The following is a 23,454-nucleotide window of genomic DNA, read 5'->3' on the forward strand; positions in this document are numbered from 1 at the left end:
TTTCGAGACGAGAGAAAACCGAGGGACAATCATGGGTACCACCACAGGCCGCGGACCGCTCGCCGGACTTCGCGTCGTAGAGCTTGCCGGAATCGGTCCAGGTCCCCACGCAGCGACGTTGCTCGCTGATCTCGGCGCTGACGTCGTCCGTGTTCAGCGCGCCGGTCGGATCCCCGGTCCCGGTCAGCCACGGGATCAGACCCAGCGTGGGCGTCGTATCTGCGAGGTGGACCTCAAGGACCCTGCCGGCGTCGACATTGTTCTCGGATTGATCGAGCGTGCGGACGTGCTCATCGAGGGTTTCCGTCCTGGGGTCACCGAGCGGCTCGGCCTCGGTCCGGAGGTTGCGCTGGAACGGAATCCAGCCCTGGTGTACGGCCGGATGACAGGATGGGGTCAGGAGGGGCCGCTTTCGCAGGCTGCCGGGCACGACATCAACTACATCTCGCTGACCGGCGTCCTGCACGCGATAGGTCGTGCCGGTGAGCGTCCGGTTCCGCCGCTCAACATGGTGGGAGACTTCGGTGGTGGCTCGATGTTTCTGTTGTTCGGAGTACTTGCCGCGCTCTTCGAGCGACAGAAGTCCGGGCAGGGTCAGGTTGTCGATGCCGCAATGGTCGACGGGACGCTGGCGCTGTCACACATGATGTGGAGTTTCCGGGGTCTCGGACGCTGGTCTGACGAACGCGGTGTGAACATGCTCGACACCGGCGCCCCGTACTACGACACTTACGAGACATCCGACGGCAGATACATGGCAGTCGGTGCCGTCGAACCACAGTTCTATGCACTACTTCTGGCCGGTTTGGGACTTGATCCCGCGACGTTGCCGAGCCAGAACGACAAGAGTGCATGGCCGCACACGAAGAAGGTGTTTGCCGATGTGTTCGCGTCCAAGACACGCGACGAGTGGGCGGCGATCTTCGACGGCACCGACGCGTGTACGACACCGGTTCTGACGTTTGCGGAAGCCTCATCCAATCCCCATGTTGCCCAGCGTGGTTCGCTCGTGGAACTGGACGGGGTCACTCAGCATCGTCCGGCGCCGCGATTTTCCCGCTCCGATCCGGGTCTGCCGTCGGCCCCCGCCGCTGAAGCCGTCGATGCAGGGACGTTGTGGACGTGACGCTCACCGAATCGCGAGAACTCGAGTCCTTCGACCTGCACACGTTGCTGAGCCTGGACGACGTCGGACCCGACAGATTCCAGGGTTACTGTCACGCAGGTTCTCCCGGGCGTATCTTCGGCGGGCATCTCGCGGCACAGGGTTTGACCGCCGCTGGTCGGACAGTGCCTGCGACTGCGGTGGTGCATTCCCTTCACGGATACTTCCTCAGCTCAGGCGATCCGCGGCAGCCCATCACCTACGAAGTCGGTCGTCTTCGTGACGGACGTACGTACTGGTCCCGTCAGGTCACTGCCCTGCAACTGGGCACGCCGATCTTCACACTGTCCGTGTCCTTCAAACTTCCGGAGGACAGCACCGATCGACAGGGGGAGATGCCCGTCGTACCTGCTCCGGAGGACCTTCCCGATCCATACGAGCGCTGGGCGAGTGCGCGCGCCGACGAGTTCCGCGACAACAAGACACATCGTGCGATGGACATGAGATTCGTTGCCGACGAGGGTGAGCGCGAGCGGGGGTCGGTCGCACAGTCGGTGTGGTTCAAACCGAATCACGCTTTTCCTGACGAACCGTTGTTCCACGCTGGTGTGCTCACCTACGCGTCGGACTTGTCCTTGGCATCGACGGCCTCACTCGACATCCAGCCCCACCGGTCGTTGATGGTCGGACCTTCGCGAGTGCTGATGGCGTCACTTGATCACGCGATCTGGTTTCACCGACCTTTCCGGGCCGACGAATGGATGCTCTTCGCCCAGGAAAGCAACTCCGCCACTGACGGTCGGGGATTCTCGACGGGCCACTTCTGGACACGCGACGGCGTCTTGGCTGCAACCGTCGCCCAGGAGTCGCTCTTGCGGCGAGTTGACGGGCCACAGTCGCCTCGGGCCTAGGATGAAGCAATGTCTGGGAAGAGCGAAGCCGAGCACCAACCACGCGTCTGTGACGCGGCGTTGGCGCGCGCTTTCAGCTTTCTCGGCAAACGCTGGAACGGGGTGATCCTGGCGACGCTCCTCGGTGGTCCGGCGGGATTTGCGGAACTCAAGCGTGCAGTGGGCAAGATCAGCGACTCCGTGCTCTCGGACCGATTGACCGAACTGGCTGGTGCGGGCCTGGTCACGCGGACCGTCGACGCCGGCCCGCCCATCGCTGTGGAGTACGAACTCACGGCGTCGGGGCAGGCGCTGCTCCCCGCTCTCAGTGAACTGACAACGTGGGCAGCCGAAAACCTGCCACCCGAGAGTTGCCCGAACTGACCTATTGCGTGTGAACAGTCTTGTGAGATTCGTACCAGGTGTCACCTGCCGGTTCTCCCGCCAAGTTCCAACTCCACGAGACTGTCGGAGTGATGCGTGAATAGATTCCGGGACCGACCATTCCTACCCTTTCGATCGGCCGCTCAGCGACTCCGTAGATCCTGATCCCGCGCGCGACAAACGGCTCGAATGACGGCATGTCGTCGATGACGAGGGCTACTTCGAGTTGTCCTGACCCGATATTGCGGAACTTCTTGGTTTTCAGGACACTCTGGCCGCCCCCGCCGATCCAGAAGTGGGCCCCGTCGTATTCGAAGGCCAATGGCACGACGTCTGGTTGCCCGTGCGGTGAGAGCGTCGCTACGCGCGCCAGTGGCTGCGACTGCATGTATGCGATTTCTTCTTCCGTGAATGCCATCTGTTCTCCTTCGGGGACGAAACACGTACGCAACGTGGATGCAACGTAATCAAAACTAGTGTTCTGGATCACACAGTGTTCGTGTGGTCGAGAGGCCTTTGGTCACGAATCTGTGGGCAGAACGGGTCCTGGTTCGCTACCGGTGGTGGATGAGGACAAGGTTCCGCGGGTTGAGCACACAGCTCGCGGAACCGCCCCACCACACGCCCCGACGAGGGCACCGGCCGACAGGAGTTCAGGTGTCCGTAGTTGCGGAAGTCTCGGCGATTGATTTCGCGGAGACCGAATTCGATTGGGCGCAGCGATCGACGCGGATTCGTGAAGTCGACCCACTCGTTCCGGGGCCACCATCCTTGGCGATGTGTCTGAGCGAGCCGACGCGCGGACTGGTCGACATCGCTTCACTGCTTCTCGCGGCTCCTTGGTTGCTTCGATCGCCGCGTGGGGACGGGCATCCGGTCCTCGTTCTCCCCGGATTGCTGACTTCGGACGTGTCGACTCTCGCCTTGAGGACGTACCTGAGCTTTCTCGGATACCGGGTTCACGGTTGGAATCTGGGTCTGAACACCGGTCCGACGGCGACGGTGGTCGACGGATTGCCTGCCGCATTGGCCGAGGTAGCTGATCGATACGAGCAGAAGGTGTCGGTGATCGGCTGGAGTTTGGGCGGTATCTACGCTCGAAAGCTGGCGAGGGATCTGCCGGATTCCGTACGTCAGGTAGTGACACTCGGAAGTCCTTTCGCTCTCACCAGTCTGGAGCAGACGAGAGTCGGATCTCTCTACGCTCGTTTGTCCGGTAATCACGCGATACTGCCTCCGGTCGACGGCATCGAATCCGAACAGGGATCGCCTATTTCCGTTCCTGCCACGTCGGTCTACTCCAGGCACGACGGTATCGTTCCATGGCAAGCGTGCTGTGAAACCTCGGCAGGCCTGTCGGAAAGCATTGCGGTGCAAGGCAGTCATATGGGGTTGACCCACAACCCGTCGGCGTTGTGGACCGTTGCCGATCGTCTGGCACAGGACGTCGACAACTGGCAACCTTTTGCGGCTCCGAAACGGCTTCGACGCATGTTTCCCTGCTGAGGTACGAGGCTGGGGTGTGGGGGAGAACCCTGAGTCCGACGCGGGGACGGACTCGTACCTGAGGACACACCGCGACGGAAAAGATGGGTCCATGGCCTGATGCGCACAGGTGGATCGGCGGCGGATAGTGGAGGTCGACGCGGATGAACCGCGAGTTCCGTTGAAAGGAAACAACACATGACCTCCCCGATGAAGACCCGCAAGCTCACCCGCGCCCGCTCGGGAGCAATGTTCGGTGGGGTGTGCGCCGGAATCGCTCGATACTTCGGTTGGAAGTCGTCGACTGTCCGCTTGCTGTTCGTGCTCTCGTGCCTGCTGCCCGGCCCGCAGTTTCTGATCTACATCGTGATGTGGATCTTCATTCCTCGTGAGCAGATCTGACCGAACCGCTCAACGGCGGCGGTCTTTCAGGCATTGCTTGGCCTCGTGCAATTCCTCCGAACTCAGCGGAGGAAGGGGGAGTGCGTCACGGTGCAAGCCCTCCGTGCGTAGACCGTCGAGCATCACCGAGAGGTATCGACGCCACACGGTCGGGTTGACGGGCTGAGCAAATTCGGTGACTGCGCCCACCATGAAGATGAGGCCGAACAGGTCCGTCGGTACGGCATCGGGGCGCAGCATCCCGGCCTCCTGGGCCCGGTAGAAGATCCTCTCGACCGACGGTTCGATGATGGATCGTTGGCATGCGACTTGCTCGCATCCCTCGTCGGTTCCATTCAGGACGTCTTTGAGCCCGCGGTTGACCGACATACGGCTGCAGGCGAATTCGGCAAAGGTGACCAGGCCGTCCCACGGATCCGGATTGGCGAGTGACGCGTCCGCGGCCGCCGCCATGTCGGCGAAGTTCTGTTGGAAGACTCCGTCGATCAATTCTTCTTTGCTGGCGAACCGCCGATAGACCGTTCCGACGCCGACACCCGCGCGCCGGGCGACGTCGTCGAGTGTGACGTCGATCCCTTCTTCGGCGAACAATTCACGTGCGGCGTCGATGATCAACTGCCGATTACGTGCAGCATCGGCGCGAAGGGGGCGCTCCATTGCGGTACTCATGTCCCCACTCTACCCGCCAAGTGGAGACAGCCTCTCCGTTTTGGTGTAGCGTTTTTGCTAACCGGAGAAGCCATCTCCGCATAGGTTGGGCGAGGGACTATGTCAGACATTGCTGAACGGACTGAATTCGAGCAGTCCTCAGCGCCTTCAGGGGACAACCACGCAAAGCGGTGGCTGGTTCTCGCGGTTCTGGGAATTGCGCAGCTGATGGTGGTCTTGGATGCCACCATCGTCAACATCGCGCTGCCTGCTGCGCAGCGCTCACTGGAGTTCGGTGATTCGGACCGCCAGTGGATCATCACGGCATACGCATTGGCGTTCGGCAGCTTGCTGCTACTCGGCGGTCGATTGAGCGACTTGTTCGGGCGCAGGCGAACTTTCATCGTCGGTCTTATCGGCTTCGCAGTGGCTTCCGCCATCGGTGGCGCAGCCGTCAACTTCGAAATGCTTGTTGCCGCTCGTGCCGGCCAGGGCGTATTCGGTGCGCTCCTTGCCCCGGCAGCCCTGTCGCTGCTGTCCGTGACATTCACGGATCCAGGTGAGCGTGCCAAGGCTTTCGGTATCTTCGGTGCCGTTGCCGGCGGCGGTGGCGCCATCGGACTGCTGCTCGGCGGCGCACTCACCGAGTGGGTCGACTGGCGCTGGTGCCTCTTCGTGAATCTCTTCTTCGCGGCGATCGCCCTGGTCGGAGCAGTCCTGTTGCTCGCGCCGCACACCAGTGACTCGCGACCCAAGCTCGACATCCCGGGAACGATCCTGGTGTCGATCAGCTTGTTCAGCATCGTCTTCGGATTCTCGAAGGCCGAATCGGACGGGTGGAGTGCAACTCCCACCATCTCGTGGCTCGTTGCCGGCGTAGTGTTCATGGCGGCGTTCATCTACTGGCAGACCAAGTCCGAGCACCCGCTCCTTCCGCTGCGGGTGGTCCTCGACCGAATCCGGGCTGGCTCGTACCTGGCGATCTTCCTTTCCGGCGCAGGCATGTTCGCAGTCTTCCTGTTCCTGACGTACTACATGCAGCTGATCCTCGGGTACAGCCCGATCATGACCGGCCTCGCATTCATGCCGATGGTGTTCGGAATCGTGACAGCGGCAACGCTTTCGACAGCGGTTTTGCTACCGCGCGTCGGTCCGCGAGTGCTGATCGTGAGCGGAATGGTCATCGCGGCGATCGGAATGACGCTGCTGGCCCAGATTTCCGTGGACAGCACCTATGCAGTCCACATTCTGCCGGGGCTCGTTGTCACCGGACTCGGCATGGGCAGCATTTTCGCCCCGTCGATGCAGGGAGCAACTTCAGGCGTGCACCACGAAGATGCCGGCGTCGCCTCTGCCACGGTCAACACGATGCAGCAGGTGGGCGGCTCGATCGGAACTGCACTGCTCAGCACGATTGCAGCCTCGGCTTCCACCAACTACCTGGTGGGCCGCGAGATGAATCCGCTGACCCAGGCACAGGCTGCCGTCGAGAGCTACACCACGACGTTCTATTGGGCCGCAGGCATATTCGCGGTCGGTGCGGTCTTGACCGGACTGGTTCTTCGGAGTGGACTGCTGCCGGATTCGCCGGAAGGCGAGCCGGTAATCGCCCACTGACAGCAAATTTCGGGGTCGACGCCATTGCGGCGTCGACCCCGAAATCGAGTCAGCAGTTCTTATCGGGCGATGCCTGAAACCGATGAAGGACGTGATCGAGTTGTTCGGAGGAAAGCGCCGGGACGGGCAACTCGCGATGGCCGGTGCGGGACGCGCAGAGTCCGTCGATCATGAACCCGAGTGCGCGGCGGTAAGCCTGAGGGGCCTCGTCGCCGCCGAACTTCTGGGCCATCTTGACGACCTGCATGAGAAGCGGAATGTCGTTGACTTCGAAGTCGCTCCGCAGGGTGCCCTGTTCCTTGGCACGATTGACAAGTGCCGCGGTGTGCTGAGCGATCCCGGCGCGCGCGCGAGCGAAAGTGTCCGACGCGAAGCGCCCGTCCATCAGGAGATCGCCGAATCCGCGGTTGTCTGCCATGCGCAGGGAGATCACGTCGAGAAAGTAGACAAGACCTTCCCAGGCGTCTGGCATCTCCCGGGCGGTGGCGGCAATCGTTTCGATCTCGGAGCACCGTGTGTCGAACAGGGCCTGGATCAGCTCGTCCTTGCTGGCGAACCGGCGATAGACGGTGCCGACGCCGACGCCGGCGTGCTTGGCGACGTCCGCCAGCGTGGCGTCGAGTCCTTGGGCAGCGAACACCTCGCGAGCGGAGTTGAGGATGCGCTCGAGGTTGGCCTTGGCGTCGGACCGAAGGCGCGGCTGTGAGCAGTCGGCCGAGGTCCCCGCATGAGAAGCGTCGGGGTGTGTTGTCGGCATCCTCACAGTCTACGGCACTAAGCGGAATGATCGATTCCGTTAGTGCTATATTACTAAGCGGAACGTGTGGTTCCGATTGTCCGTATGAGAGAAGCCGATATGAGCACGTCTGACATCTGGGTCGGGAGCAATCCGATCTCGATGGTGGGTACGCGGAGTGCAGGTTTCGCGGCAACGAGGCTTCGCGCTCTTGCCGGCGACGGCGCCTTTGCTCAGCTCGTTCGTTTTGCCCTCGTCGGCGGAGCCAGCAATATCTTGTACTTTGCCGCTTTTCTGGCGCTGCGCGGTGACGGAGCGCTGGTCGCCAACGCCGTTGGTGCAGTCTTGAGCACCATTCTGGCCAACGAGCTGCATCGCCGGCTCACCTTCCATGCCGCGGATCGCGTCAACTGGTTCACCGCGCAGTGGGAAGGCGGTGGACTCGCTCTGGTCGGGTTGATCGCCAGTTCGGCCGCCATCAGTGCGCTCGGCTTCCTTCTCCCCGGCGCCGACGGACTTCTTCAAGCCGGGCTTGTGATCGCAGTGAGCGGAATTGTCGGTGGCCTGCGATTTGTCGCCCTTCGCGGTTGGGTTTTCTGAGCGGTTCTCGAATTCGAGTCGGACTCGGCTCGTAGGGAACACTGTGACCTATGAGCCTTTCGATAGCCGACTCCGGCATCCGTCTGGCTGTGCTCTGCATCGTCATGGCTCTTGTCGCCACGCTCGTCTACCGATTCACCTCTCTCGGTAGCGTTCGGGTAGTCCCAGGCGCACTCGCTCGCGGCGCTCTTCAGTTGGCTGCGATTTCGTTGATCCTCGCCGCAGCCTTGGCTCACATCTGGTCAGCGCTCCTCGTGCTCGTCGGCATGTTCGCTGCGGCGTCGTTCACCGCGGCACGACGCTGCGGCGCAGGAACGTCCGGAGCGTGGCTGACCATCGCCTTGGCGTCGGGAATCGGTGTGGTTCTGCCACTGATGCTGCTGTCCGGAGTGGTTCCGCTGGAAGGCATCGCTCTGGTGCCGATCGGCGGAATTGTTCTGGGCGGCGCGATGACTGCAACATCGATGGCAGCCAAACGCGGACTCGACGCCGTCGATGATCGATACGGGGAAGTCGAAGCCGCACTGAGCCTTGGATTTTCCCAGCGCGATGCACGGTGGGAAGTAGCCCGCGCCGCAGCCTCCGACGCCCTGCTACCGGGAGTCGACCAGACGCGCACCGTCGGCCTCGTGACATTGCCGGGAGCTTTTGTCGGCGTTTTGCTCGCGACGGGGTCGGCCGTTCAAGCCGGTGCCGTGCAAATTCTTGTGCTGGCAGGGCTGCTGTTGGCGCAAACCTGCTCGGTCGCCGTGGCGTTGGAACTCGTCGCCCGCGGCTTCGTCTTTCGAGGTAAGACTGTCAGGCCTGCGCGAGTTCGTTGATCTTGTCGCTGCGAAGGACGCGGTCGGGAAGATCGGGCGTGTTTGCCGCGAGGGTGATCATTGCCCTGCCGATGTTTTCGCTGGTGGTCACGCTGCTGGGCCAGACCTTGCGCAAGAGTGGGTAGAGAGGCACGGAGATTTGATAGAAGGCCTTGTACCACCACGTCTTCGACGGCGATCCCGGGCGCGGACGGATGAATCCCGGCCGGAGGATGTAGGTCGTGAGAGGGAGGGCGAGTAGCGCATTCTCGGTCGCGCCACGTACTCGCTTCCACATGGTCTTGCTGGTCTCGGTGGAGTCGGCGCTTTCGCCGGACACGTAGACGAACACCATCTGAGGATTCACACCCGACAGTGTCGTGGCGGCGGCAAGCGTGATGTCATGCGTGATGCGGGTGTAGTCGGCTTCGTTCATGCCGGCAGAGGAGACACCGAGGCAGAAGAAGCAGGCGTCCGCGCCGGTCAGATCGGCTTCGATCGCCGAGAAGTCGAGCATGTCGCGGTGAACGATGTCGACGATCTTCGGGGCAGTTGTACCGGACGGATTGCGGCCGACGGTCACGACTTCGTCGATTCGTGGATCGTCGAGGCATTCCCTCAGGACGCTGTTGCCGACCATTCCTGTTGCCCCGAAAACGACGACCTTCATGATGTTCCCCCCGGCGTTGGTTCCACTTTCTGTGATGCGCACACTACGGAACGGTCTGCAGTTCATCCGACCGGAGTGGCCAACTGAACGCTTGACCTGCAATTATGAGTCCATTTTGACCCGACTCGTGACTAAAGTCCCTACAAACCGGCTGGACGGTTGGCTGAAAATAGTTTTATGAACGAAGGAGTTGATGAAATACACGTTCTGGGATCGGAGTCAGCCGGTCGAATGGTAGAGGCGTCGACGATCATCGTTCTCGGTGCGCTCTGTGCCGTGGTCGCAGGTTCTGGCGTGTTCTTTGTCGTCGGATCGATTGGTGGCTTCGCCAGACTGCTCTACCTGGTTGTTCGTGGTCCGCTCAACTCTTGCTCGGTACCGGCGTCGAATGTCGAGCTGGTGCCTTCGAGAACGTCATGTGGTCGTTGATGCTCCCGAACGTGGAGTGAAGACGGTCAAGGATGTAGTTCTGACGCATGTTCCACGGTGACTTCGATCCCTGCTTCGGGAACTGTTCCACGGCACGCATGACGTACCCCGACGCCAGATCCAGGATCGGCCGCTGGTCCATTTCTTCGGTCGCGTGCGGCACGCACTTCGAATAGTCGCGCTTGTCCATCTCCGTCAGCAGTCGGCACACGTACATCGACGTGAGATCTGCTCGCAGAGTCCACGAGGCGTTGGTGTAGCCGACGCACATCGCGAAGTTCGGTACGTCGCTGATCATCATGCCCTTGTAGACGTAACGATCACCGAGGGTGACGGGTTCGCCGTCCACTTCGATGGACATCCCGCCGCACGCCTCCATCTTCAATCCTGTTGCAGTGACGATGATGTCAGCTTCAAGTTCGCGACCTGACGCGAGAAGGATCCCGGTCTCGGTGAAGGTGTCGATGTGATCGGTCTCGATCGAGGCCTTGCCGGATCGGAGGGCTTTGAACAAATCGCCGTCGGGTACGACGCACAAGCGCTGGTCCCAGGGATCGTAGGAGGGTGTGAAGTGAGGATCGAGGGGGATGTCTTTCGGGAGTTGACGACTGATCGCGAGGTTCAGCATCCTCTTTGCACGCGCCGGACTGCGTCGGCACAGTTGGTAGAAACTCAGGTTCACTACGACGCTCTTCCATCGAGCGATGCTGTGCGCGAGTTGATTCGGCAGTACCGCGCGAATGGTGTCCGATAATTTGTCGCTGGACGGCAGCGCCAGAATGTACGTCGGTGATCGCTGGAGCATCGTGACGTGGCTTGCGTCCCGTGACATCGTGGGGACCAAAGTGACTGCGGTGGCGCCGCTTCCGATCACAACGACCTTCTTGTCGGAGTAATCGAGTTCTCCGGGCCAGAACTGGGGGTGGACTACCTCACCGGCAAACGATTCACGTCCGGGGAAGTCGGGGGTGTATCCGCCGTCGTAGCTGTAGTACCCGCTGCAGAGATAGAGGAAGTTACAGGTCAATGTTTCGTCTTCGTCGCCGGTCGTGACCGTGACTGTCCAGGTCGAGGTCGCTGACGACCATGATGCGGCCGTCACCTTCCGGTTGTACCGAATCTTCTTGTCGATCCCGTTCTCTCGGGCGGTGTCGCGCACGTACCGCAGGATCGAATCACCGTCGGCGATTGCTTTGGCATCCGTCCACGGGCGAAACGGGTAGCCGAGCGTGAACATGTCGGAATCCGATCGGATGCCGGGATACTTGAAGAGGTCCCAGGTTCCGCCGCTGTTCGCTCGGGCCTCGAGGATTGCGTACGACTTTCCTGGGAGCTCGGTCTGGAGTCGATAAGCAGCACCGATGCCGGACAAGCCGGCGCCGACGATCAGGACATCGAGGTGTTCGGTGCTCATCAGTTCGGACTCCGTATCGACTATGTGGGGCCACCGGCAGAGTTAGTGCTCGATCACCACACTACTGAACGATGCTCAGTAAGGCGAGGAGGACCAGGTGATCGTTGGTGGTCGGATTGCCGCGCACAGTGGTTTACCTGCGGTGTCGGTGAGCCCGAGGTCTCCGTGGAGCACACCGGAAGCGTCGGCCTGCTCGACGATGTGCTCGGGGATCGCGTCGAGCATCAGCTTTGCGCGCCGAAACATCTCGAACGTCTGGTCATCGGATACCGTCACCCAGGACAGGTAGATGAAGCGTCCGCGAGGTGGACCCTGGATGTGTGAACCGAGAATGTCCCAGGCACCGGACTTTCGCTCCAGACTCGCTGTCAGTTCCCATCGCACTGTCTCGGTATCTCCTGGTACGAGGTCGAGGATTTCGTGTGGCTTGCCTCGGCGCTGAACGCCGACGTGGATGTTGCTGCGCCCTTCGAAGGTTGCGGTTTCGGAACACTCACGTCCGGGCAGGCTGTGACCGGTGATGATGATCTGCATATCGACATCATGCTCTGCACAGGTCGGGAGGGGTTGGCGTGGTGAGTCGTTCGGGTAGAACCTTTGTTGCGGCCGTGGTGGCGAGCATTCTGTTGTCGAGTCTCGGGTGGGGGTCAGGGGCTGCCGCGGCGACGACGGACGAACCGGAAGTCGCGGGCGCGCTGGAGTCCTATGGCGAACTCTCGGCCGCAGTGTTTCCGGTCGGCGCCGGTGAGACGCAGCGGGTCGTGTATCGAACTCTGCGTACCGCTGACAGATGGGGAGAGTCGTCAGGGTCCGTGTTTCTGCCGGAAGGTGCCCCACCGGCGGGCGGTTGGCCCGTCATCTCGTATGCCCACGGAACTTTGGGCAGTGCGGATCAGTGTGCACCCTCGTCGACCGGATTCGGTCCGGGCGAGATCGAACCGATCGAACGCTGGTTGGAGCAGGGATACGCGGTAGTCGCTACCGACTACTCGGGACTGGGTACCGACGGGGTGCTGGCCTATCTCGACGGACATGCCGCCGGCGCGAATGCGGTCGACATCGTGCGGGCTGCGCACGAGTTGTACGGCAGTGTGCTGAGTCCGCGGTGGATGGTTGCGGGTTTGTCCGAAGGCGGTCATGCGGCGTACTTCGCGGGACACGAGGCCACCACTCGTGCACCGGAATTGGATTTCCGCGGCTCGGTCGTTGTTGCGGGCCCCACCCATATGGAAGGTTTGTTTCCGTTGGGCGGACCGCTGTTTCCCGACATCGGCATCACCGGGTTGGTGGGATACGCGCTGTACGTTCTGGCCGGGATCGACGATCAACGACCCGAAGAGAACATTCGGGAGGTTCTCTCGCCGCAGGGGATCGAGTGGATGGAAAAGGCTCGGACACTGTGCGCCGGAGATCTCGGCCGCCACATTCGCGCCGAACGAATCCAGTTGAGCTCGTTGTTTTCTCGGTCGGTGTGGACGCCACGCTTCCACGATCTGTTTCGCGAGATGATGCAGGTGCCGGTCGACGGCTACGACCGGTCACTGCGTGTGGTGCAGAGCGTGTCGGACACAACGGTTCCTGTCGCCCTTACCTGGGCGCAACTGGTCGACATGCGTTCGCGAGGAACGCAGTTCGAGTATCAAGAACTCAGCGGAATCAGCCACGGCCAAACGACGGTCGCTTCGATGGACCAGACCATGGAATTCATCGATCGATTGATGAGGTGATGTTCGGCGGTGTTGTTGTTGCGGTGTTGTTGTTGCAGTTTGTTGTTTCAGGGTGGTTGTTCAGCGCATACGTCGCGGCCCGTAATCGTGGCCACCGTTGGCGAACCACACGATTGCCGCAATCGCGTACAGGATGCAGACCAGGAGTAGTAGCCCGCCTGCGATCCACAACGAGATCTGACCGAGTCGTTTCACTCGATCGGACGCGTACCGCGACCCGGCCACATCGCCGTCGGCCCACAGCGGATACACGTTGAAGGCGTGCGTGAAAGCGGAGAAGGAGAGCGGCCAGAAGAACAGCAGCGAGACCACTGCCCAACCCGCATTGACGGGCGGTCGAATCGGGTGCTGAGGAACGGATTGCTGGACGGTGGGTTGATCCGGGTTGGTCATGGGGGCTCCTGACATGAGGTGGCCCCTTCGACGCTACTGCGATGGAGCTGAAGAATCACTGAGTGTGCACGATCAGCCGTAATGCCAGTCGCGATCCATCCGTCGGAAGTACGGAAAGAGTGTGGCCTCCTCGAAATCGAGGTGCGACTGCATATGATCCGCCAATTCGGAGATTGCGGCGTGTGCCCGATTGACCGTGGAGGATTCGGTGCTCAGCGCGAGTGACGCACGCTTGGCTTCCGCCACGATCTCCCCGACAAGCTTGTGTTCTGCCTGCAGTCGTTCGACCGCAGGGGCCAACTCGGGAAAGTTCCTGGTCATTACGGGGAACATACGTTGATCTTCGATGGTGTGGTGCAGAGTCAGCGTGTTGCAGTAGAAGTCGCAGTTGACCCGTAGTTGCCAGACGAAATCCGCGATCGTCAGATTGTCGATCATTTCGGGTATCCGAGTCAGATCGGCGGTTTCGTCCGACAACTGTTGCAGGGCGTTCTCGAGTACCTCGATATCGGCTCGTAGAGGTTCGTGAACCTGACGTAGCTGTTCGATCATCCTCAGACCGGCAACTGTTGCCGTGTTGTGCGAATGAGGGGCGTTCACGTCAGCGCAACTCGATCCCGCTCCGCGAGCATCCTCGCTACCGGCAGGACGTCCTTTGCTGCCATCTCGATACGCTCGAATACCTCGGGGTTGAGGATAGTCGTTCCGTCGAAATCACCTGAGCTGAGATAGATCCCGACCGGAGCGGTCAGCGCTTGGAAGAAGGCGAACAGTGGACGCAGGGCATGGTCCAACACGAGAGCGTGGCGGTCGCTGCCACCTGTCGCAGCAAGAATCACCGGAGTGTTGGCAAGCGCGTACTGGTCCACGAGATCGAAGAAATGCTTGAACATTCCCGTGTACGAGCCGCGGAACACCGGTGACGCCGCGATGACGATATCGGCGGACTCGACTGCTGCCAGCGCTTCGGCGGTCACTGAGTCGACGTGATCGCGATCCAGAGCAGACGCAAGACCTGGAATCAGATCCACGATCTCGAAAACTCGTGTGTCGATCTGCTCGAAGTCTCCCAAGGTTTCGACGATCAGGTCGACGAGGGCACGAGTCTTGGAGGGTTTTTGAAGGTTGCCGACAACGGCAACAATTTTGAGCGGTGTGCTCATCGAAACTCCTATTTTTGGGACGACTTCAGTGATTCGATTTCCTTACGCACAACGGGGGCTACTTCGGTGCCGAGGATCTCGATCGCACGCAGCATGTCCTTCTGTGGCACGTTGCCGAACCCCATCTGGATCATGATGCGGTCATGATGGAACAGTTCGTACTGCGCCATCGTCTTGTCGATGATTTCCTGCGGGCCGCCGAGGAAGAACGCACCCGCGGTGGTTGCCTGCGCCTCGTATGCCCTGCGCGGCATGGGAACTCCGTTTCCCCGCTGATGATGATTCTGCATCCACCCGGCCTGGAAGTACGGGTACGACGTGTCGAGTGCTGTTTGCTTCGAGGTATCGACAAATCCTGGCGAAGCAATCGAGACAGCGAGCTTCTTCGGATCGTGTCCGAACTCCGCTGCAGCCCTGCGGTATAGATCGACGAACGGTTCGAACTGTTGGTAACTTCCACCGATGATGGCCAGTGAGAGGGGCAGGCCCAGTTTCGCGGCACGGACGACAGAGGCCGGAGTACCTCCGACTGCGATCCACACCGGAATCTGACGGTCCGGGCGGGGCGTCACGTCACCGTCGGTCAGTGGTGCGCGAAGTTGTCCTTCCCAGTTGATCGGGTTCTCGTCGCGCAGTTTCAGTAGTAGATCGAGCTTTTCGGCGAAGAGTTCGTTGTACTGGGACAGGTCGTACCCGAAAAGCGGAAATGACTCCGTGTACGAACCTCGGCCGGCAATGATCTCGGCACGGCCTTCGGAAAGCAGGTCGACTGTCGCGAACTGTTGGAACACACGGACGGGATCGTCGGAACTGAGTACGGTTACGGCGCTGGACAGCTTGATGTTGTCGGTAGCCTGAGCCATTGCCGCGAGCACAACTGCAGGGGCTGAGACTGCGAAGTCGGTGCGATGGTGCTCGCCGACGCCGAAGACATCGAGTCCAACCTGATCGGCAACGGTTGCCTGCTCCACCAAATGGCGAAGGTGGACACCGGGATTCATCATCGCGCCGGTGGTGGGATCTGGGGTGAGTTCACCGAAATGGTAGACGCCCAATTCGAAAGCCATGTTGTTTCTCGCTATCTGTTCGTGGGGGTGATGGAAAGTTGTTCTACGTGCGCATCGCATGCGCCGCCTTGATTCGTGTGATGTGCGGCAAGTCGGGAGAAGAAGCGTTCGAGTACCGGAAGCTCCTCGGTTTCAATGAGATCGGAGAAGTATTCGGCGATCCCTCGCGTGTGTATGGCGGACGCTTTTCGAAGCGTCTTCTTGCCCGCAGGCGTCATCGATACCGTCACGACGCGTCGATCGTTTTCCGGTCGAACGCGCTCTGCCAGTCCTGCCTCGACCAATCGATCGACGACGCGCGTCACGCCACTGGTGGTGACCAGGACCAGTTCGGCCAGATCGCCCATTCGGATCGTGTTTCCCGGCGCTTCGTGCAGTCGGAGCAGAACGTCGTACTGGCCAAGGGTGAGCCCGGTGGTGGTTCGAAGGTCCGCCTCCATCTTGCCGAGGATGACGCTGTGGCTGACCACTAGGTCGCGCCAGACGGAACCGCGTCGACGTTCGTCGGTAGTCATCGGTGACAGCCTCCATTTATTTGCGCTCGCAAGTATTGCTTACTCAAATAATACGCCTGGATCGATCGAACTATTCCCCGCTCTCATTTGTGCTGGTAGCAAGGTATTGACTCGAACACGTGTTCGAGTATTGTTGGGGGTGGGGATTGGGGGATTCAATGAGTGTTCTGTTGTCGGATGTGGTGTCTGGTTCTGCGGTGGGGTTGCGTGGACGGCTGTGGCGGTTGTCTGCTTCTGAGTTACGTGCCGCTGCGGTGTCGGCGAGCGCGGAGATTCTTCGTCTCGAGGCCGTTCGGGTGGCGGTGGTCGACGAACTCTCGATGCGGCCCGATGATCAGCTGATCGCCAGCCGCGGTGTCGGTGCCTGGTTGGCGGCGAACACGATGCTGCAGGTTCGGGACGGGAAGAAGATCGCCGCCCTCGGTGCAGCGCTACGACCGTTTCCCGCGGTGACGGCCCGGTTCGACGTCGGGGACTGCTCGTTCGATCATGCGGTGTTGATCGTGGCGTTCTGCGAGTCACCGCCGAAGGGGATGCCGGAGGAAGCGCTCCCTCGCTGTATCGATTTGTTGTTGGCTGCGGCATCCGGGGTGGAGTCGATGACCACGAAGGTGCGGAGTGTTATCGCGACCTTGGAGCGAGTGTTCGAGTCCGATGAGATTCCGCCCGCCGAGGATGTGGATCGGAATGAGTTGCGGATCGCGTCGACGTTGAACGGTCGGGTGGTGGTGCGCGGCGATTTCGACGCCCTCACCGGCGAAATGCTGTTGTCGGCGTTGTCGAATCTGACGATGCCCACCCCGGCACCCGATGGAACCCCCGATGCCCGGTCGGCAGCGAAGCGGACCGCGGACGGGTTCACCGAACTGATCCGGCGTTACCTCGACTGCGCCAAAACCGGCACCGACGGTGGTCAGCGTCCGCACGTGAACGTGCACATCAACGCCCGCGATCTCGCGGAGCATCGGGACTGCGCCGCAACACCCGCTGCTCCTGATGGTGGAGCGGCTGTGTCGGATCTCGACGTCGGGCATATGCCCTGGCTCGGACCACTGTCCGTCTCGCAGACCAGACTCCTCGGTTGTGATTGTTTCCTGTCGACTGTTCTGCTCGATGATCACGGCGCGCCCTTGGATGCGAGACCCGGGAAACGGTTGGTCACCGCGGAGCAGCGAGTGGCGTTGATCGCCCGCGACAGAGGCTGCGCGTTCCCCGGCTGCACGTGTGTACCGGCCTGGACCGATGCGCACCATATCCGGCACTGGGCCAACGGCGGCCCGACGGTGATGAACAACCTTGTCCTGCTGTGCCGTTCACATCACCGGCTGATGCACCGCAAGTCCGGGTTCGTCGGGAAATGGGTGATCCGCATCGGGGTCGACAACAAACCGTGGTTCATCCCACCACCCTCGATCGACCCGCAGCAGCACCCGCGGCCCGCGAACACCACCTTCAAAACCTGAGAAGAACCTCGGGCACAACAGAACACGGGCCAGCACCGCATCGAAGGGATCCTCCGATGCGGTGCCAACAGGCCGTGGGGGAGTCGAATCAGTGCTTCGAGCGCTTGTGGCGGTACATCTCGGCATCGGCCGTATCCCAAGTCTCGGAAAGGCTGTGGAACATGGAAAAGTCGGCTCGACCGATCGAACAACAGACGTCGGCATTCCGGAACGCCTTCTCCAAACACTCGACCAGGTAGTCGACGGCGCGCGGCTGTGTATCGGGCAGAGCGATTCCGAACTCGTCTCCGCCCAACCGTGAAACCACCGCACCAGGGTGCGCGCATGCTGCCAAGATCTTGCCGGCCCGTTGAACATATTCGTCACCCGCGGCGTGACCGAGTTCGTCGTTGATGGTCTTCATGCCGTCCAGATCGACGATGATGATAGATCCCGGATCGGCGAATTGGCGGTACCGGGTTTGCTCGGCCTCGAGGATGCGGTTCCACCCGCGCCGATTGAGAAGACCTGTCAACGGGTCGGTCTCGGCATCGAGTTGCGCAGTTTCGGCCAGTCGCACTGACTGCGCGCGCTGATAGTCGACATCGAGAATCGTTCCGAGGAGTCGGCACAGGAGAGTGAGGAGGGCCAGGTTGTCCTCGAGTACGGAGTCGCCCGTAATCGGGTCGGCGCCACACAGAGTGCCGAAGAGACTGCCGTCGTTGTGAAGGATTGGGATGCTGACGTATGCGCCTATGCCTTCCCACCTGTCATCTCGGGAAAGTGCAGGTACGAGTGCGCGATTCGATGAGACTGGCGGCGCATTTCCGAGGACTACCTCGCTGCACATGGTGTTTTGCCAAGTCCGGGTCTCGCCGACTTCGATGTGAAGTGGGTTGGGTGAGACGGTGAGAAAGATTTGATTCGACCCGTCGAACCGCGTGATCGACCACAGTGCCAGCGGAAGATATTCGTCGAGGTAGGACACGATCGAGCGACTTGCGTCGTCGAAATTCGTCAGTGGTGGCAGGAGTGGCAACATCGGGATGGTGCGCGCCTGGCCGTGCGGCATTTGGTGACCTCCTGATCGACCCTAAGATTCTGTCGATGCTCAGGCTCTTGGTCCCGCGTGCGACAAATCTTCCACGAACAGTCTGCCTCGAGAATCCTGGCGATTGCTGAAAGTGTGCTGTGATTCTTCCGACCGCGGGGCCGTTGATTCTTTGGTGGCCCGCTAATCTTCAGGCATGGAGCTGGCGCGTGGAGCGAACACAGTCGTTGACGGAACTTCGCTGAAGGTGGCGGTGAACGGTAGCGCCCCGGGCACGGTGGACCTGATGGTGTTCCAGCTCGACGAACGGAACCAGGTGCGGAACGACGCAGATTTTGTCTTCTTCAATCAGCCGGTGTCGCCCGAAGGTGCGGTGCGCTTGGAGTCCGGCGGCGTCATCGAAATCGACATTGCGAGGTTGCCCGCCGACATCCACCAGCTGAGTGTTGCCGTGGCGCTTGATGCGGCGGCAAACGGAACCCTTTCTGCTGTCGGGGGCCTTGGTGTCGTGGTGGAGCAGGCTGGTTCCATCGCTATCGTGGCTCAGGCTTTGGGTTTGACGAGTGAGAGGGCAGCGGTCCTCGTCGAGATCTATCGCCGCGGCACGGACTGGAAGGTTCGGAACGTTTCGGCGGGTTGGGACAGCGGATTGGCAGATCTGGTCACTGCATTCGGAGTCTCGGTCGACGAGGAACCGCAGAGCCGACCCGACTCGGCTGAATCGGCAGATGGCATTCGGACCGTGCCCGACGAAGCCAAACTCTCGATGGTGAAGCGGGAAAAACTGGACCTCCGAAAGCGCGAAGTGGCCAAGGTCCTGCTGACCAAGGGTGGCAACGGAATTCGGGCGCGAGTGGTCCTGGTGATCGACAAAACCGGAAGTATGGCCAAGCAGTACCGCACCAGAGTGGTGCATCGTGTTGTCGAACGCATGGTTCCCGTTGCGATCCAGCTCGACGACGACGGCAAGCTGGAGCCGTACTTGTATGCAGTCAGCTTCGTCAAGCTTCCCGAGATCTCTGTCCATGACGCGGAAGAGTGGTCGGATACCTACCTGCACTTGCGCGGCTCGCACGGCGGATTCAACTATGACAAGATCGGCGCCGCAAATCGTGAAGTGCCGATCATGACTGAGATTCTCTCCGGCCTGACACGTGGTTCGGCGCCGACGCTCGTCCTGTTCTTCACCGACGGAGGCTTCAGCGAGCGCAAGGAAATCACGAAATTGATGCGCGAAGCGTCTGGGCTCCCGGCCTTTTGGCAGTTCGTCGGAATCGGCAAGGCCAACTACGGAGTGCTGGAGAAGCTCGACGACCTCGACGGCAGGGTGGTCGACAATGCCGGATTCTTCGCGCTGGACGACATCGACACCGTCGACGACGCCCAGTTGTACACCCGTTTGCTGAGTGAATTCCCGGATTGGCACAAGGCAGCTGTGGCCGCGGGCATCACGACGCCGTGATTTAGCTGGTCGAAACCAACTGCGGTGCATTCTCTTTCAAGAATTCGTCGATGTGCGCCCAGGTGGAGTCTCTCGCGGTGGGGCCGGCAACGAGCCCGAGGTGACTTCCCGGCGCCTTCTCGAACCGGACCGACGGCGCGCCGGTGAGGACCGACGTGATCGCTTCCACCGAAGCGATGGGTGCAATCACGTCAGTGGTGCCGCCGATCGCGAGAACGGGAACGCTCAGAGCTGACAGTTTGATCTCGCGTCCGGCAAGCGTGACAGCGTCGTTGTAGAGATTGTTGCCGAGCATGAGTTGTTCGCAGATCTGCTGAAATGCCTTGCCAGGGTATCCAGGCATGGCTGCCATGAACTTGTCTATCGATTCCATGCGAGCCAGGGTCTCGGTGTTGTGGAGGTTGCGCACGATGAACCATGGCTTGAGGACTTCGCGCTGCAACGCCGTCACCTTGTAACTCGCCTGAACGAGTGGAGCAGGCAGTCCGCCGACCAGATTGGTCGCGGACGTGAGCGGGGTGTCGCCCGTGTATTTGCCGATCAGCCTCAACGGGCTGATAGCGGGAATCTTCGTGTAATCGATTGGCGTGCCGATTGCCGTGATCGATGCGATCGGAAGGTCGGAGTGAGCGGAGCCCGTGAGCAGAGACATGGTCCCGCCGAGGCTCCACCCGATCAGCGAAACAGGTGCGCCGTCATGTAAGTCCGAGATCGTACGGATCGCTTCCGGGATGATGTCGTCGACCCAGGCCTCGAAACCCATTCCGCGGTCGGAGTACCGCATGGTCCCGTAGTCGAGGAGGTAGGGCGTGTTTGCGCCATCCAGTAGGTGTGCGGCGAGGCTCTGGCCTGCACGAAGGTCGTAGCAGTCGGCTGAAACCGCGAGGGGAGGTACGAGGAGGACCGGATTGCCTCTGGGCGTCCACAATGCGCCGAAGCGATACAGATCGCGGTGTGGACCTTCGCTGATCAGTACCGACGGCGTGCGTTCGGCCTTCTCGACACCGTCGCCGAACGAGAGTCCCCATGCATTGCGCGCTGCGGTGTCCAGCGTCGGACGCCACGTCGCGATCAAACCACTGATATCGAGCACTGGTTCCCCTCGGAGTCGAATCGGCGGACGGCCGAGTCAGCCGTGCTCGGTGTATGTTACCTGCCTTCACATACATCGATCTCGGGGGTGCAAAAACCCAGCTCGGCAACGGAGCCACCGTGCCGAGCTGGGCTGATCGGGGTGATATGGCAGTGAACGGGTCGGGACGATCAGGCGGGGACGATCAAGCCGGTCGAGGCTGTGGCCGTCGCGTATCGCTGTGCAACGTCTTCCCAGTTGATGACGTTCCAGTAGGCCTTCACGTAGTCGGCCTTGACGTTCTTGTACTGCAGGTAGAAGGCGTGCTCCCACATGTCGAGCATGAGCAACGGAACGATACCGATGCTGATGTTGCCTTGCTGGTCGGTGAGTTGCTCGATGACCAGGCGCTGCCCGACCGTGTCGTAGGCCAGTACCGCCCAGCCGGACCCCTGCAAAGTCGTTGCTACAGCAGAGAAGTGGTTGACGAATGCGTCGAAGGTACCGAAGTGCTCGTCGATCGCGGCTGCCAAATCGCCTTCTGGTCGCTCACCGCCGTTGGGGGAGAGGTTCTTCCAGAAGATCGAGTGATTGGTGTGGCCGCCGAGGTGGAAGGCGAGGTTCTTACTGAGCAGCGGCGCCTTCGCGGTGATCGTGCCGTCTTCGCGTGCAGCAGCCAACTGCTCGATTGCGCTGTTGGCGCCCGCCACGTACGTGGCGTGGTGCTTGCTGTGGTGCAGTTCCATGATCTCGCCGGAGATGTGCGGTTCGAGTGCGGCGTAGTCGTAGTCCAGCTCGGGGAGAACGTATTCAGTCATGTGACATGCCTTCCTTTGAGGAAATGTTGTGAGACGAGAGATTTCGATAGGTTCGATCGTGATAGACGAGCGGCGCTGACACGTGCTGCGGATCGATGACGTCGACAACGCGCGCGGTGACAATCACTGCGGAGCCACACGTCGTGGCATTCAAGGGAACCGCCCGCAAGGCGTGGCCCGTGCCGTGCAGGAATGGTTCACCCGTCGACAGAAACGACCAGCGCATGTCGTCTCCGAAGCGGACAGCGCCGCGGGTCGCGAACGTGGCCGCCAGTCGCTCGTTCGCCGAATTTGCCAGGTGAACAACAAAACTGCCTGCGGAAGCAATGACGCTCGCAGAACCACGCAACGACTGCAGTGAGAACGCCAGAACTGCCGGATCGGCGCTGATCGAGATCACCGAAGACGACGTGATGCCGGCCGGGCCGTCATCGCCCGTCGCGGTGATGATCGAGACGCCGGCGGGATGATTTCGGAATGCCTCGACGAATGCGCTTCGGATGGACGGCGCCGAATCAACAGCGACATCCGAAACAGGTTGGGTGCCAACCAATTTTGTCGTCACACTTAGCACCTCTTCTGACTCGGGTTTTGCTGTCGTTGCACTGTCTTGTGCAATACCGACGTTAAAACCTCGAGTGCAGTTGAGGTCAAGGTGCTGTGGCGGACCTCACCGTCCGAGCTTGGCTGCCAGACGTTCCATGTATCCGACCACCTCTTCGGGGCTCTTGTCCGGAGTGCCGAACATCGCCTCCGTGACACCGATATCTGCCCAGTGGGCGAGCTTCTCCGGATCGGGTTTGCCTGCCAGGACGGTTATTTCAGGCTCGCCGACTCTACCTGCTTCGGCCCAGATCTTTCGGAGCAGTTCCACGTTTCCGTCGATCTCCTGCTCGATCGGTGTGGTGATCCACCCGTCGGCAGACTTTGCGATCCACTTGAAAGTCTTCTCGTTGCCGCCGCCGCCCAACATGATGGGAGGACGGGGCTTCTGAACGGGCTTGGGCCAGGCCCAACTAGGCCCGTACTTCACGAATTGGCCGTCGTACGAAGCTTCTTCCTTCGACCACAGTTCACCCATGGCTTCGAGATACTCCCGGAGTGCGGTCCGGCGTTTGTTGGGCGGTACGCCGTGGTCGGCGAGTTCCTCTGCATTCCAGCCGAATCCGCCGCCGAAAACCACGCGTCCGTCGGAAAGATGGTCCAGCGATGCGATGGTTTTCGCGAGAGTGATCGGATCGTGTTCGAGGGGGAGGGCCACCGAGGTGCCCAATCGGATGGTGCTCGTGACCGACGCGGCGGTGCCGAGGGCAACCCAGGGGTCGAGTGTGCGCATGTAACGGTCGTCGGGCAATTCTGCCGACTGGGTTCCGGGGTGATCGGAATCCCTCGATACGGGGATGTGAGTGTGCTCCGGAACGTAGAAGGCGTCGAATCCATTCGCCTCCGCAGCCTTTGCTGCATCGGCAGGGCGGATGCCGCGATCACTGGTGAACAGGCTGAGTCCGTAGCGCACTGGTTCTCCTTCGATGGTCCGTCGAAAAACTGTAACCTGTTGCATCTT

General features: G+C 61.0%; 27 protein-coding genes. 11 read left to right on the top strand and 16 right to left on the bottom strand.

The annotated features are described in order from the left end of the window. The first annotated feature begins 31 nt into the window (after positions 1–31). Genes AC3WQS_RS02390 through AC3WQS_RS02400 form a run of 3 tightly spaced genes read left to right on the top strand, consistent with a single transcriptional unit; the run spans position 32 to position 2,379 of the window. Positions 32–1,126: a CaiB/BaiF CoA transferase family protein gene (locus AC3WQS_RS02390; RefSeq protein ID WP_046379214.1), complete on the top strand. Its 1,095-nt coding sequence runs from the start codon at positions 32–34 to the stop codon at positions 1,124–1,126. Beyond that, positions 1,123–2,016: an acyl-CoA thioesterase gene (locus AC3WQS_RS02395; protein WP_241896038.1), complete on the top strand. Its 894-nt coding sequence runs from the start codon at positions 1,123–1,125 to the stop codon at positions 2,014–2,016. The genes AC3WQS_RS02390 and AC3WQS_RS02395 overlap by 4 nt, the downstream gene beginning before the upstream one ends. A 9-nt stretch (positions 2,017–2,025) precedes the next feature. Further along, positions 2,026–2,379, top strand: coding sequence for a winged helix-turn-helix transcriptional regulator (locus tag AC3WQS_RS02400; protein ID WP_046379212.1), 354 nt, complete (start codon positions 2,026–2,028; stop codon positions 2,377–2,379). Between the two features lies 1 nt (position 2,380). Here AC3WQS_RS02400 and AC3WQS_RS02405 read toward each other — a convergent pair whose 3' ends face one another. Continuing rightward, positions 2,381–2,797: a PPOX class F420-dependent oxidoreductase gene (locus tag AC3WQS_RS02405; protein ID WP_070795737.1), complete on the bottom strand. Its 417-nt coding sequence runs from the start codon at positions 2,795–2,797 to the stop codon at positions 2,381–2,383. A 239-nt stretch (positions 2,798–3,036) separates the two neighbouring features. On the opposite strand from AC3WQS_RS02405, the gene AC3WQS_RS02410 reads away from it, so the two are divergent. Both AC3WQS_RS02410 and AC3WQS_RS02415 read left to right on the top strand, forming a co-directional pair. Continuing rightward, the gene (locus AC3WQS_RS02410) at positions 3,037–3,885 is read left to right on the top strand and encodes an alpha/beta fold hydrolase (RefSeq protein WP_019745156.1); all 849 of its coding nucleotides are present in this window, start codon (positions 3,037–3,039) and stop codon (positions 3,883–3,885) included. Between the two features lie 177 nt (positions 3,886–4,062). Further along, positions 4,063–4,266 carry a PspC domain-containing protein gene (locus tag AC3WQS_RS02415; RefSeq protein ID WP_019745155.1) on the top strand — a complete coding sequence of 68 codons (204 nt, stop codon included), beginning with the start codon at positions 4,063–4,065 and terminating at the stop codon, positions 4,264–4,266. Positions 4,267–4,275: 9 nt separating this feature from the next. Here AC3WQS_RS02415 and AC3WQS_RS02420 read toward each other — a convergent pair whose 3' ends face one another. Next, on the bottom strand, positions 4,276–4,935 hold the full coding sequence (locus AC3WQS_RS02420) for a TetR/AcrR family transcriptional regulator (protein WP_019745154.1): 660 nt from the start codon (positions 4,933–4,935) through the stop codon (positions 4,276–4,278). 99 nt (positions 4,936–5,034) lie between these two features. Here AC3WQS_RS02420 and AC3WQS_RS02425 point away from each other — a divergent pair, with 99 nt between their 5' ends. After that, positions 5,035–6,531: an MFS transporter gene (locus AC3WQS_RS02425; protein WP_003940566.1), complete on the top strand. Its 1,497-nt coding sequence runs from the start codon at positions 5,035–5,037 to the stop codon at positions 6,529–6,531. A gap of 49 nt (positions 6,532–6,580) precedes the next feature. Here the strand turns inward: AC3WQS_RS02425 and AC3WQS_RS02430 are convergent, their stop codons facing one another. Next, positions 6,581–7,288 carry a TetR/AcrR family transcriptional regulator gene (locus AC3WQS_RS02430; RefSeq protein ID WP_020970663.1) on the bottom strand — a complete coding sequence of 236 codons (708 nt, stop codon included), beginning with the start codon at positions 7,286–7,288 and terminating at the stop codon, positions 6,581–6,583. 141 nt (positions 7,289–7,429) lie between these two features. Here AC3WQS_RS02430 and AC3WQS_RS02435 point away from each other — a divergent pair, with 141 nt between their 5' ends. Further along, the gene (locus tag AC3WQS_RS02435) at positions 7,430–7,867 is read left to right on the top strand and encodes a GtrA family protein (RefSeq protein WP_020908979.1); all 438 of its coding nucleotides are present in this window, start codon (positions 7,430–7,432) and stop codon (positions 7,865–7,867) included. Positions 7,868–7,917: 50 nt separating this feature from the next. Then, positions 7,918–8,688, top strand: a complete 771-nt coding sequence (locus AC3WQS_RS02440) for an ABC transporter permease (RefSeq protein WP_492712989.1) — start codon at positions 7,918–7,920, stop codon at positions 8,686–8,688. On the opposite strand, the gene AC3WQS_RS02445 is transcribed toward AC3WQS_RS02440, so the two are convergent. From AC3WQS_RS02445 to AC3WQS_RS02455, 3 genes are all read right to left on the bottom strand, one after another. Next, positions 8,666–9,379, bottom strand: coding sequence for an NAD(P)H-binding protein (locus tag AC3WQS_RS02445; RefSeq protein WP_241896037.1), 714 nt, complete (start codon positions 9,377–9,379; stop codon positions 8,666–8,668). The genes AC3WQS_RS02440 and AC3WQS_RS02445 overlap by 23 nt on opposite strands. Positions 9,380–9,698: 319 nt before the next feature. Then, complete coding sequence (locus tag AC3WQS_RS02450; protein ID WP_492712988.1) at positions 9,699–11,180, bottom strand: flavin-containing monooxygenase; 1,482 nt, start codon at positions 11,178–11,180, stop codon at positions 9,699–9,701. Positions 11,181–11,255: 75 nt separating this feature from the next. After that, entirely contained in the window at positions 11,256–11,714 is a 459-nt protein-coding gene (locus AC3WQS_RS02455; protein ID WP_141488431.1) for a DUF5990 family protein, read from the bottom strand. 38 nt (positions 11,715–11,752) lie between these two features. Here AC3WQS_RS02455 and AC3WQS_RS02460 point away from each other — a divergent pair, with 38 nt between their 5' ends. Beyond that, entirely contained in the window at positions 11,753–12,907 is a 1,155-nt protein-coding gene (locus AC3WQS_RS02460) for an alpha/beta hydrolase (RefSeq protein ID WP_060938064.1), read from the top strand. A gap of 60 nt (positions 12,908–12,967) precedes the next feature. On the opposite strand, the gene AC3WQS_RS02465 is transcribed toward AC3WQS_RS02460, so the two are convergent. From AC3WQS_RS02465 to AC3WQS_RS02485, 5 genes are all read right to left on the bottom strand, one after another. Continuing rightward, a complete protein-coding gene (locus tag AC3WQS_RS02465) occupies positions 12,968–13,300 on the bottom strand; it encodes a CD225/dispanin family protein (protein WP_003940071.1) in 333 nt (110 codons plus the stop codon). Between the two features lie 72 nt (positions 13,301–13,372). Beyond that, positions 13,373–13,900: a hemerythrin domain-containing protein gene (locus tag AC3WQS_RS02470; protein ID WP_492712987.1), complete on the bottom strand. Its 528-nt coding sequence runs from the start codon at positions 13,898–13,900 to the stop codon at positions 13,373–13,375. After that, a complete protein-coding gene (gene msuE / locus AC3WQS_RS02475; protein WP_019745144.1) occupies positions 13,897–14,463 on the bottom strand; it encodes an FMN reductase in 567 nt (188 codons plus the stop codon). Before msuE ends, AC3WQS_RS02470 begins: the two co-directional genes overlap by 4 nt. An 8-nt stretch (positions 14,464–14,471) precedes the next feature. Then, positions 14,472–15,530, bottom strand: coding sequence for an LLM class flavin-dependent oxidoreductase (locus tag AC3WQS_RS02480; protein ID WP_211918586.1), 1,059 nt, complete (start codon positions 15,528–15,530; stop codon positions 14,472–14,474). 11 nt (positions 15,531–15,541) lie between these two features. Further along, positions 15,542–16,045, bottom strand: a complete 504-nt coding sequence (locus tag AC3WQS_RS02485; RefSeq protein ID WP_020908970.1) for a MarR family winged helix-turn-helix transcriptional regulator — start codon at positions 16,043–16,045, stop codon at positions 15,542–15,544. A 158-nt stretch (positions 16,046–16,203) separates the two neighbouring features. Here AC3WQS_RS02485 and AC3WQS_RS02490 point away from each other — a divergent pair, with 158 nt between their 5' ends. Next, complete coding sequence (locus AC3WQS_RS02490; RefSeq protein WP_492741392.1) at positions 16,204–17,508, top strand: HNH endonuclease signature motif containing protein; 1,305 nt, start codon at positions 16,204–16,206, stop codon at positions 17,506–17,508. 88 nt (positions 17,509–17,596) lie between these two features. On the opposite strand, the gene AC3WQS_RS02495 is transcribed toward AC3WQS_RS02490, so the two are convergent. Then, entirely contained in the window at positions 17,597–18,559 is a 963-nt protein-coding gene (locus AC3WQS_RS02495; RefSeq protein WP_492713027.1) for a GGDEF domain-containing protein, read from the bottom strand. A 175-nt stretch (positions 18,560–18,734) separates the two neighbouring features. Here AC3WQS_RS02495 and AC3WQS_RS02500 point away from each other — a divergent pair, with 175 nt between their 5' ends. Further along, the gene (locus AC3WQS_RS02500; RefSeq protein ID WP_492713026.1) at positions 18,735–20,000 is read left to right on the top strand and encodes a vWA domain-containing protein; all 1,266 of its coding nucleotides are present in this window, start codon (positions 18,735–18,737) and stop codon (positions 19,998–20,000) included. A 1-nt stretch (position 20,001) separates the two neighbouring features. Here the strand turns inward: AC3WQS_RS02500 and AC3WQS_RS02505 are convergent, their stop codons facing one another. The 4 genes from AC3WQS_RS02505 to AC3WQS_RS02520 all read right to left on the bottom strand — a co-directional run bounded on the left by AC3WQS_RS02505 (position 20,002) and on the right by AC3WQS_RS02520 (position 23,406). Beyond that, positions 20,002–21,093 (bottom strand): alpha/beta fold hydrolase, encoded by a 1,092-nt coding sequence (locus AC3WQS_RS02505; RefSeq protein WP_060938070.1) that lies wholly within the window; start codon positions 21,091–21,093, stop codon positions 20,002–20,004. Positions 21,094–21,263: 170 nt separating this feature from the next. After that, complete coding sequence (locus tag AC3WQS_RS02510) at positions 21,264–21,890, bottom strand: superoxide dismutase (protein WP_182262588.1); 627 nt, start codon at positions 21,888–21,890, stop codon at positions 21,264–21,266. Beyond that, a complete protein-coding gene (locus tag AC3WQS_RS02515) occupies positions 21,883–22,455 on the bottom strand; it encodes a flavin reductase family protein (RefSeq protein WP_492713025.1) in 573 nt (190 codons plus the stop codon). Before AC3WQS_RS02515 ends, AC3WQS_RS02510 begins: the two co-directional genes overlap by 8 nt. Before the next feature lie 105 nt (positions 22,456–22,560). Further along, positions 22,561–23,406: an LLM class F420-dependent oxidoreductase gene (locus AC3WQS_RS02520; RefSeq protein WP_492713024.1), complete on the bottom strand. Its 846-nt coding sequence runs from the start codon at positions 23,404–23,406 to the stop codon at positions 22,561–22,563. Between the last annotated feature and the right edge of the window lie 48 nt (positions 23,407–23,454).

This window comes from Rhodococcus sp. FW305-130 (assembly GCF_058788335.1).

Coding starts and splice junctions, on each gene's coding strand:
- AC3WQS_RS02390 (WP_046379214.1), top strand. CDS start 32: ATGGGTACCACCACAGGCCGCGGACCGCTCGCCGGACTTCGCGTCGTA.
- AC3WQS_RS02400 (WP_046379212.1), top strand. CDS start 2,026: ATGTCTGGGAAGAGCGAAGCCGAGCACCAACCACGCGTCTGTGACGCG.
- AC3WQS_RS02405 (WP_070795737.1), bottom strand. CDS start 2,797: ATGGCATTCACGGAAGAAGAAATCGCATACATGCAGTCGCAGCCACTG.
- AC3WQS_RS02415 (WP_019745155.1), top strand. CDS start 4,063: ATGACCTCCCCGATGAAGACCCGCAAGCTCACCCGCGCCCGCTCGGGA.
- AC3WQS_RS02420 (WP_019745154.1), bottom strand. CDS start 4,935: ATGAGTACCGCAATGGAGCGCCCCCTTCGCGCCGATGCTGCACGTAAT.
- AC3WQS_RS02425 (WP_003940566.1), top strand. CDS start 5,035: ATGTCAGACATTGCTGAACGGACTGAATTCGAGCAGTCCTCAGCGCCT.
- AC3WQS_RS02430 (WP_020970663.1), bottom strand. CDS start 7,288: ATGCCGACAACACACCCCGACGCTTCTCATGCGGGGACCTCGGCCGAC.
- AC3WQS_RS02435 (WP_020908979.1), top strand. CDS start 7,430: ATGGTGGGTACGCGGAGTGCAGGTTTCGCGGCAACGAGGCTTCGCGCT.
- AC3WQS_RS02440 (WP_492712989.1), top strand. CDS start 7,918: ATGAGCCTTTCGATAGCCGACTCCGGCATCCGTCTGGCTGTGCTCTGC.
- AC3WQS_RS02450 (WP_492712988.1), bottom strand. CDS start 11,180: ATGAGCACCGAACACCTCGATGTCCTGATCGTCGGCGCCGGCTTGTCC.
- AC3WQS_RS02455 (WP_141488431.1), bottom strand. CDS start 11,714: ATGCAGATCATCATCACCGGTCACAGCCTGCCCGGACGTGAGTGTTCC.
- AC3WQS_RS02465 (WP_003940071.1), bottom strand. CDS start 13,300: ATGACCAACCCGGATCAACCCACCGTCCAGCAATCCGTTCCTCAGCAC.
- msuE (WP_019745144.1), bottom strand. CDS start 14,463: ATGAGCACACCGCTCAAAATTGTTGCCGTTGTCGGCAACCTTCAAAAA.
- AC3WQS_RS02480 (WP_211918586.1), bottom strand. CDS start 15,530: ATGGCTTTCGAATTGGGCGTCTACCATTTCGGTGAACTCACCCCAGAT.
- AC3WQS_RS02485 (WP_020908970.1), bottom strand. CDS start 16,045: ATGACTACCGACGAACGTCGACGCGGTTCCGTCTGGCGCGACCTAGTG.
- AC3WQS_RS02490 (WP_492741392.1), top strand. CDS start 16,204: ATGAGTGTTCTGTTGTCGGATGTGGTGTCTGGTTCTGCGGTGGGGTTG.
- AC3WQS_RS02495 (WP_492713027.1), bottom strand. CDS start 18,559: ATGCCGCACGGCCAGGCGCGCACCATCCCGATGTTGCCACTCCTGCCA.
- AC3WQS_RS02500 (WP_492713026.1), top strand. CDS start 18,735: ATGGAGCTGGCGCGTGGAGCGAACACAGTCGTTGACGGAACTTCGCTG.
- AC3WQS_RS02510 (WP_182262588.1), bottom strand. CDS start 21,890: ATGACTGAATACGTTCTCCCCGAGCTGGACTACGACTACGCCGCACTC.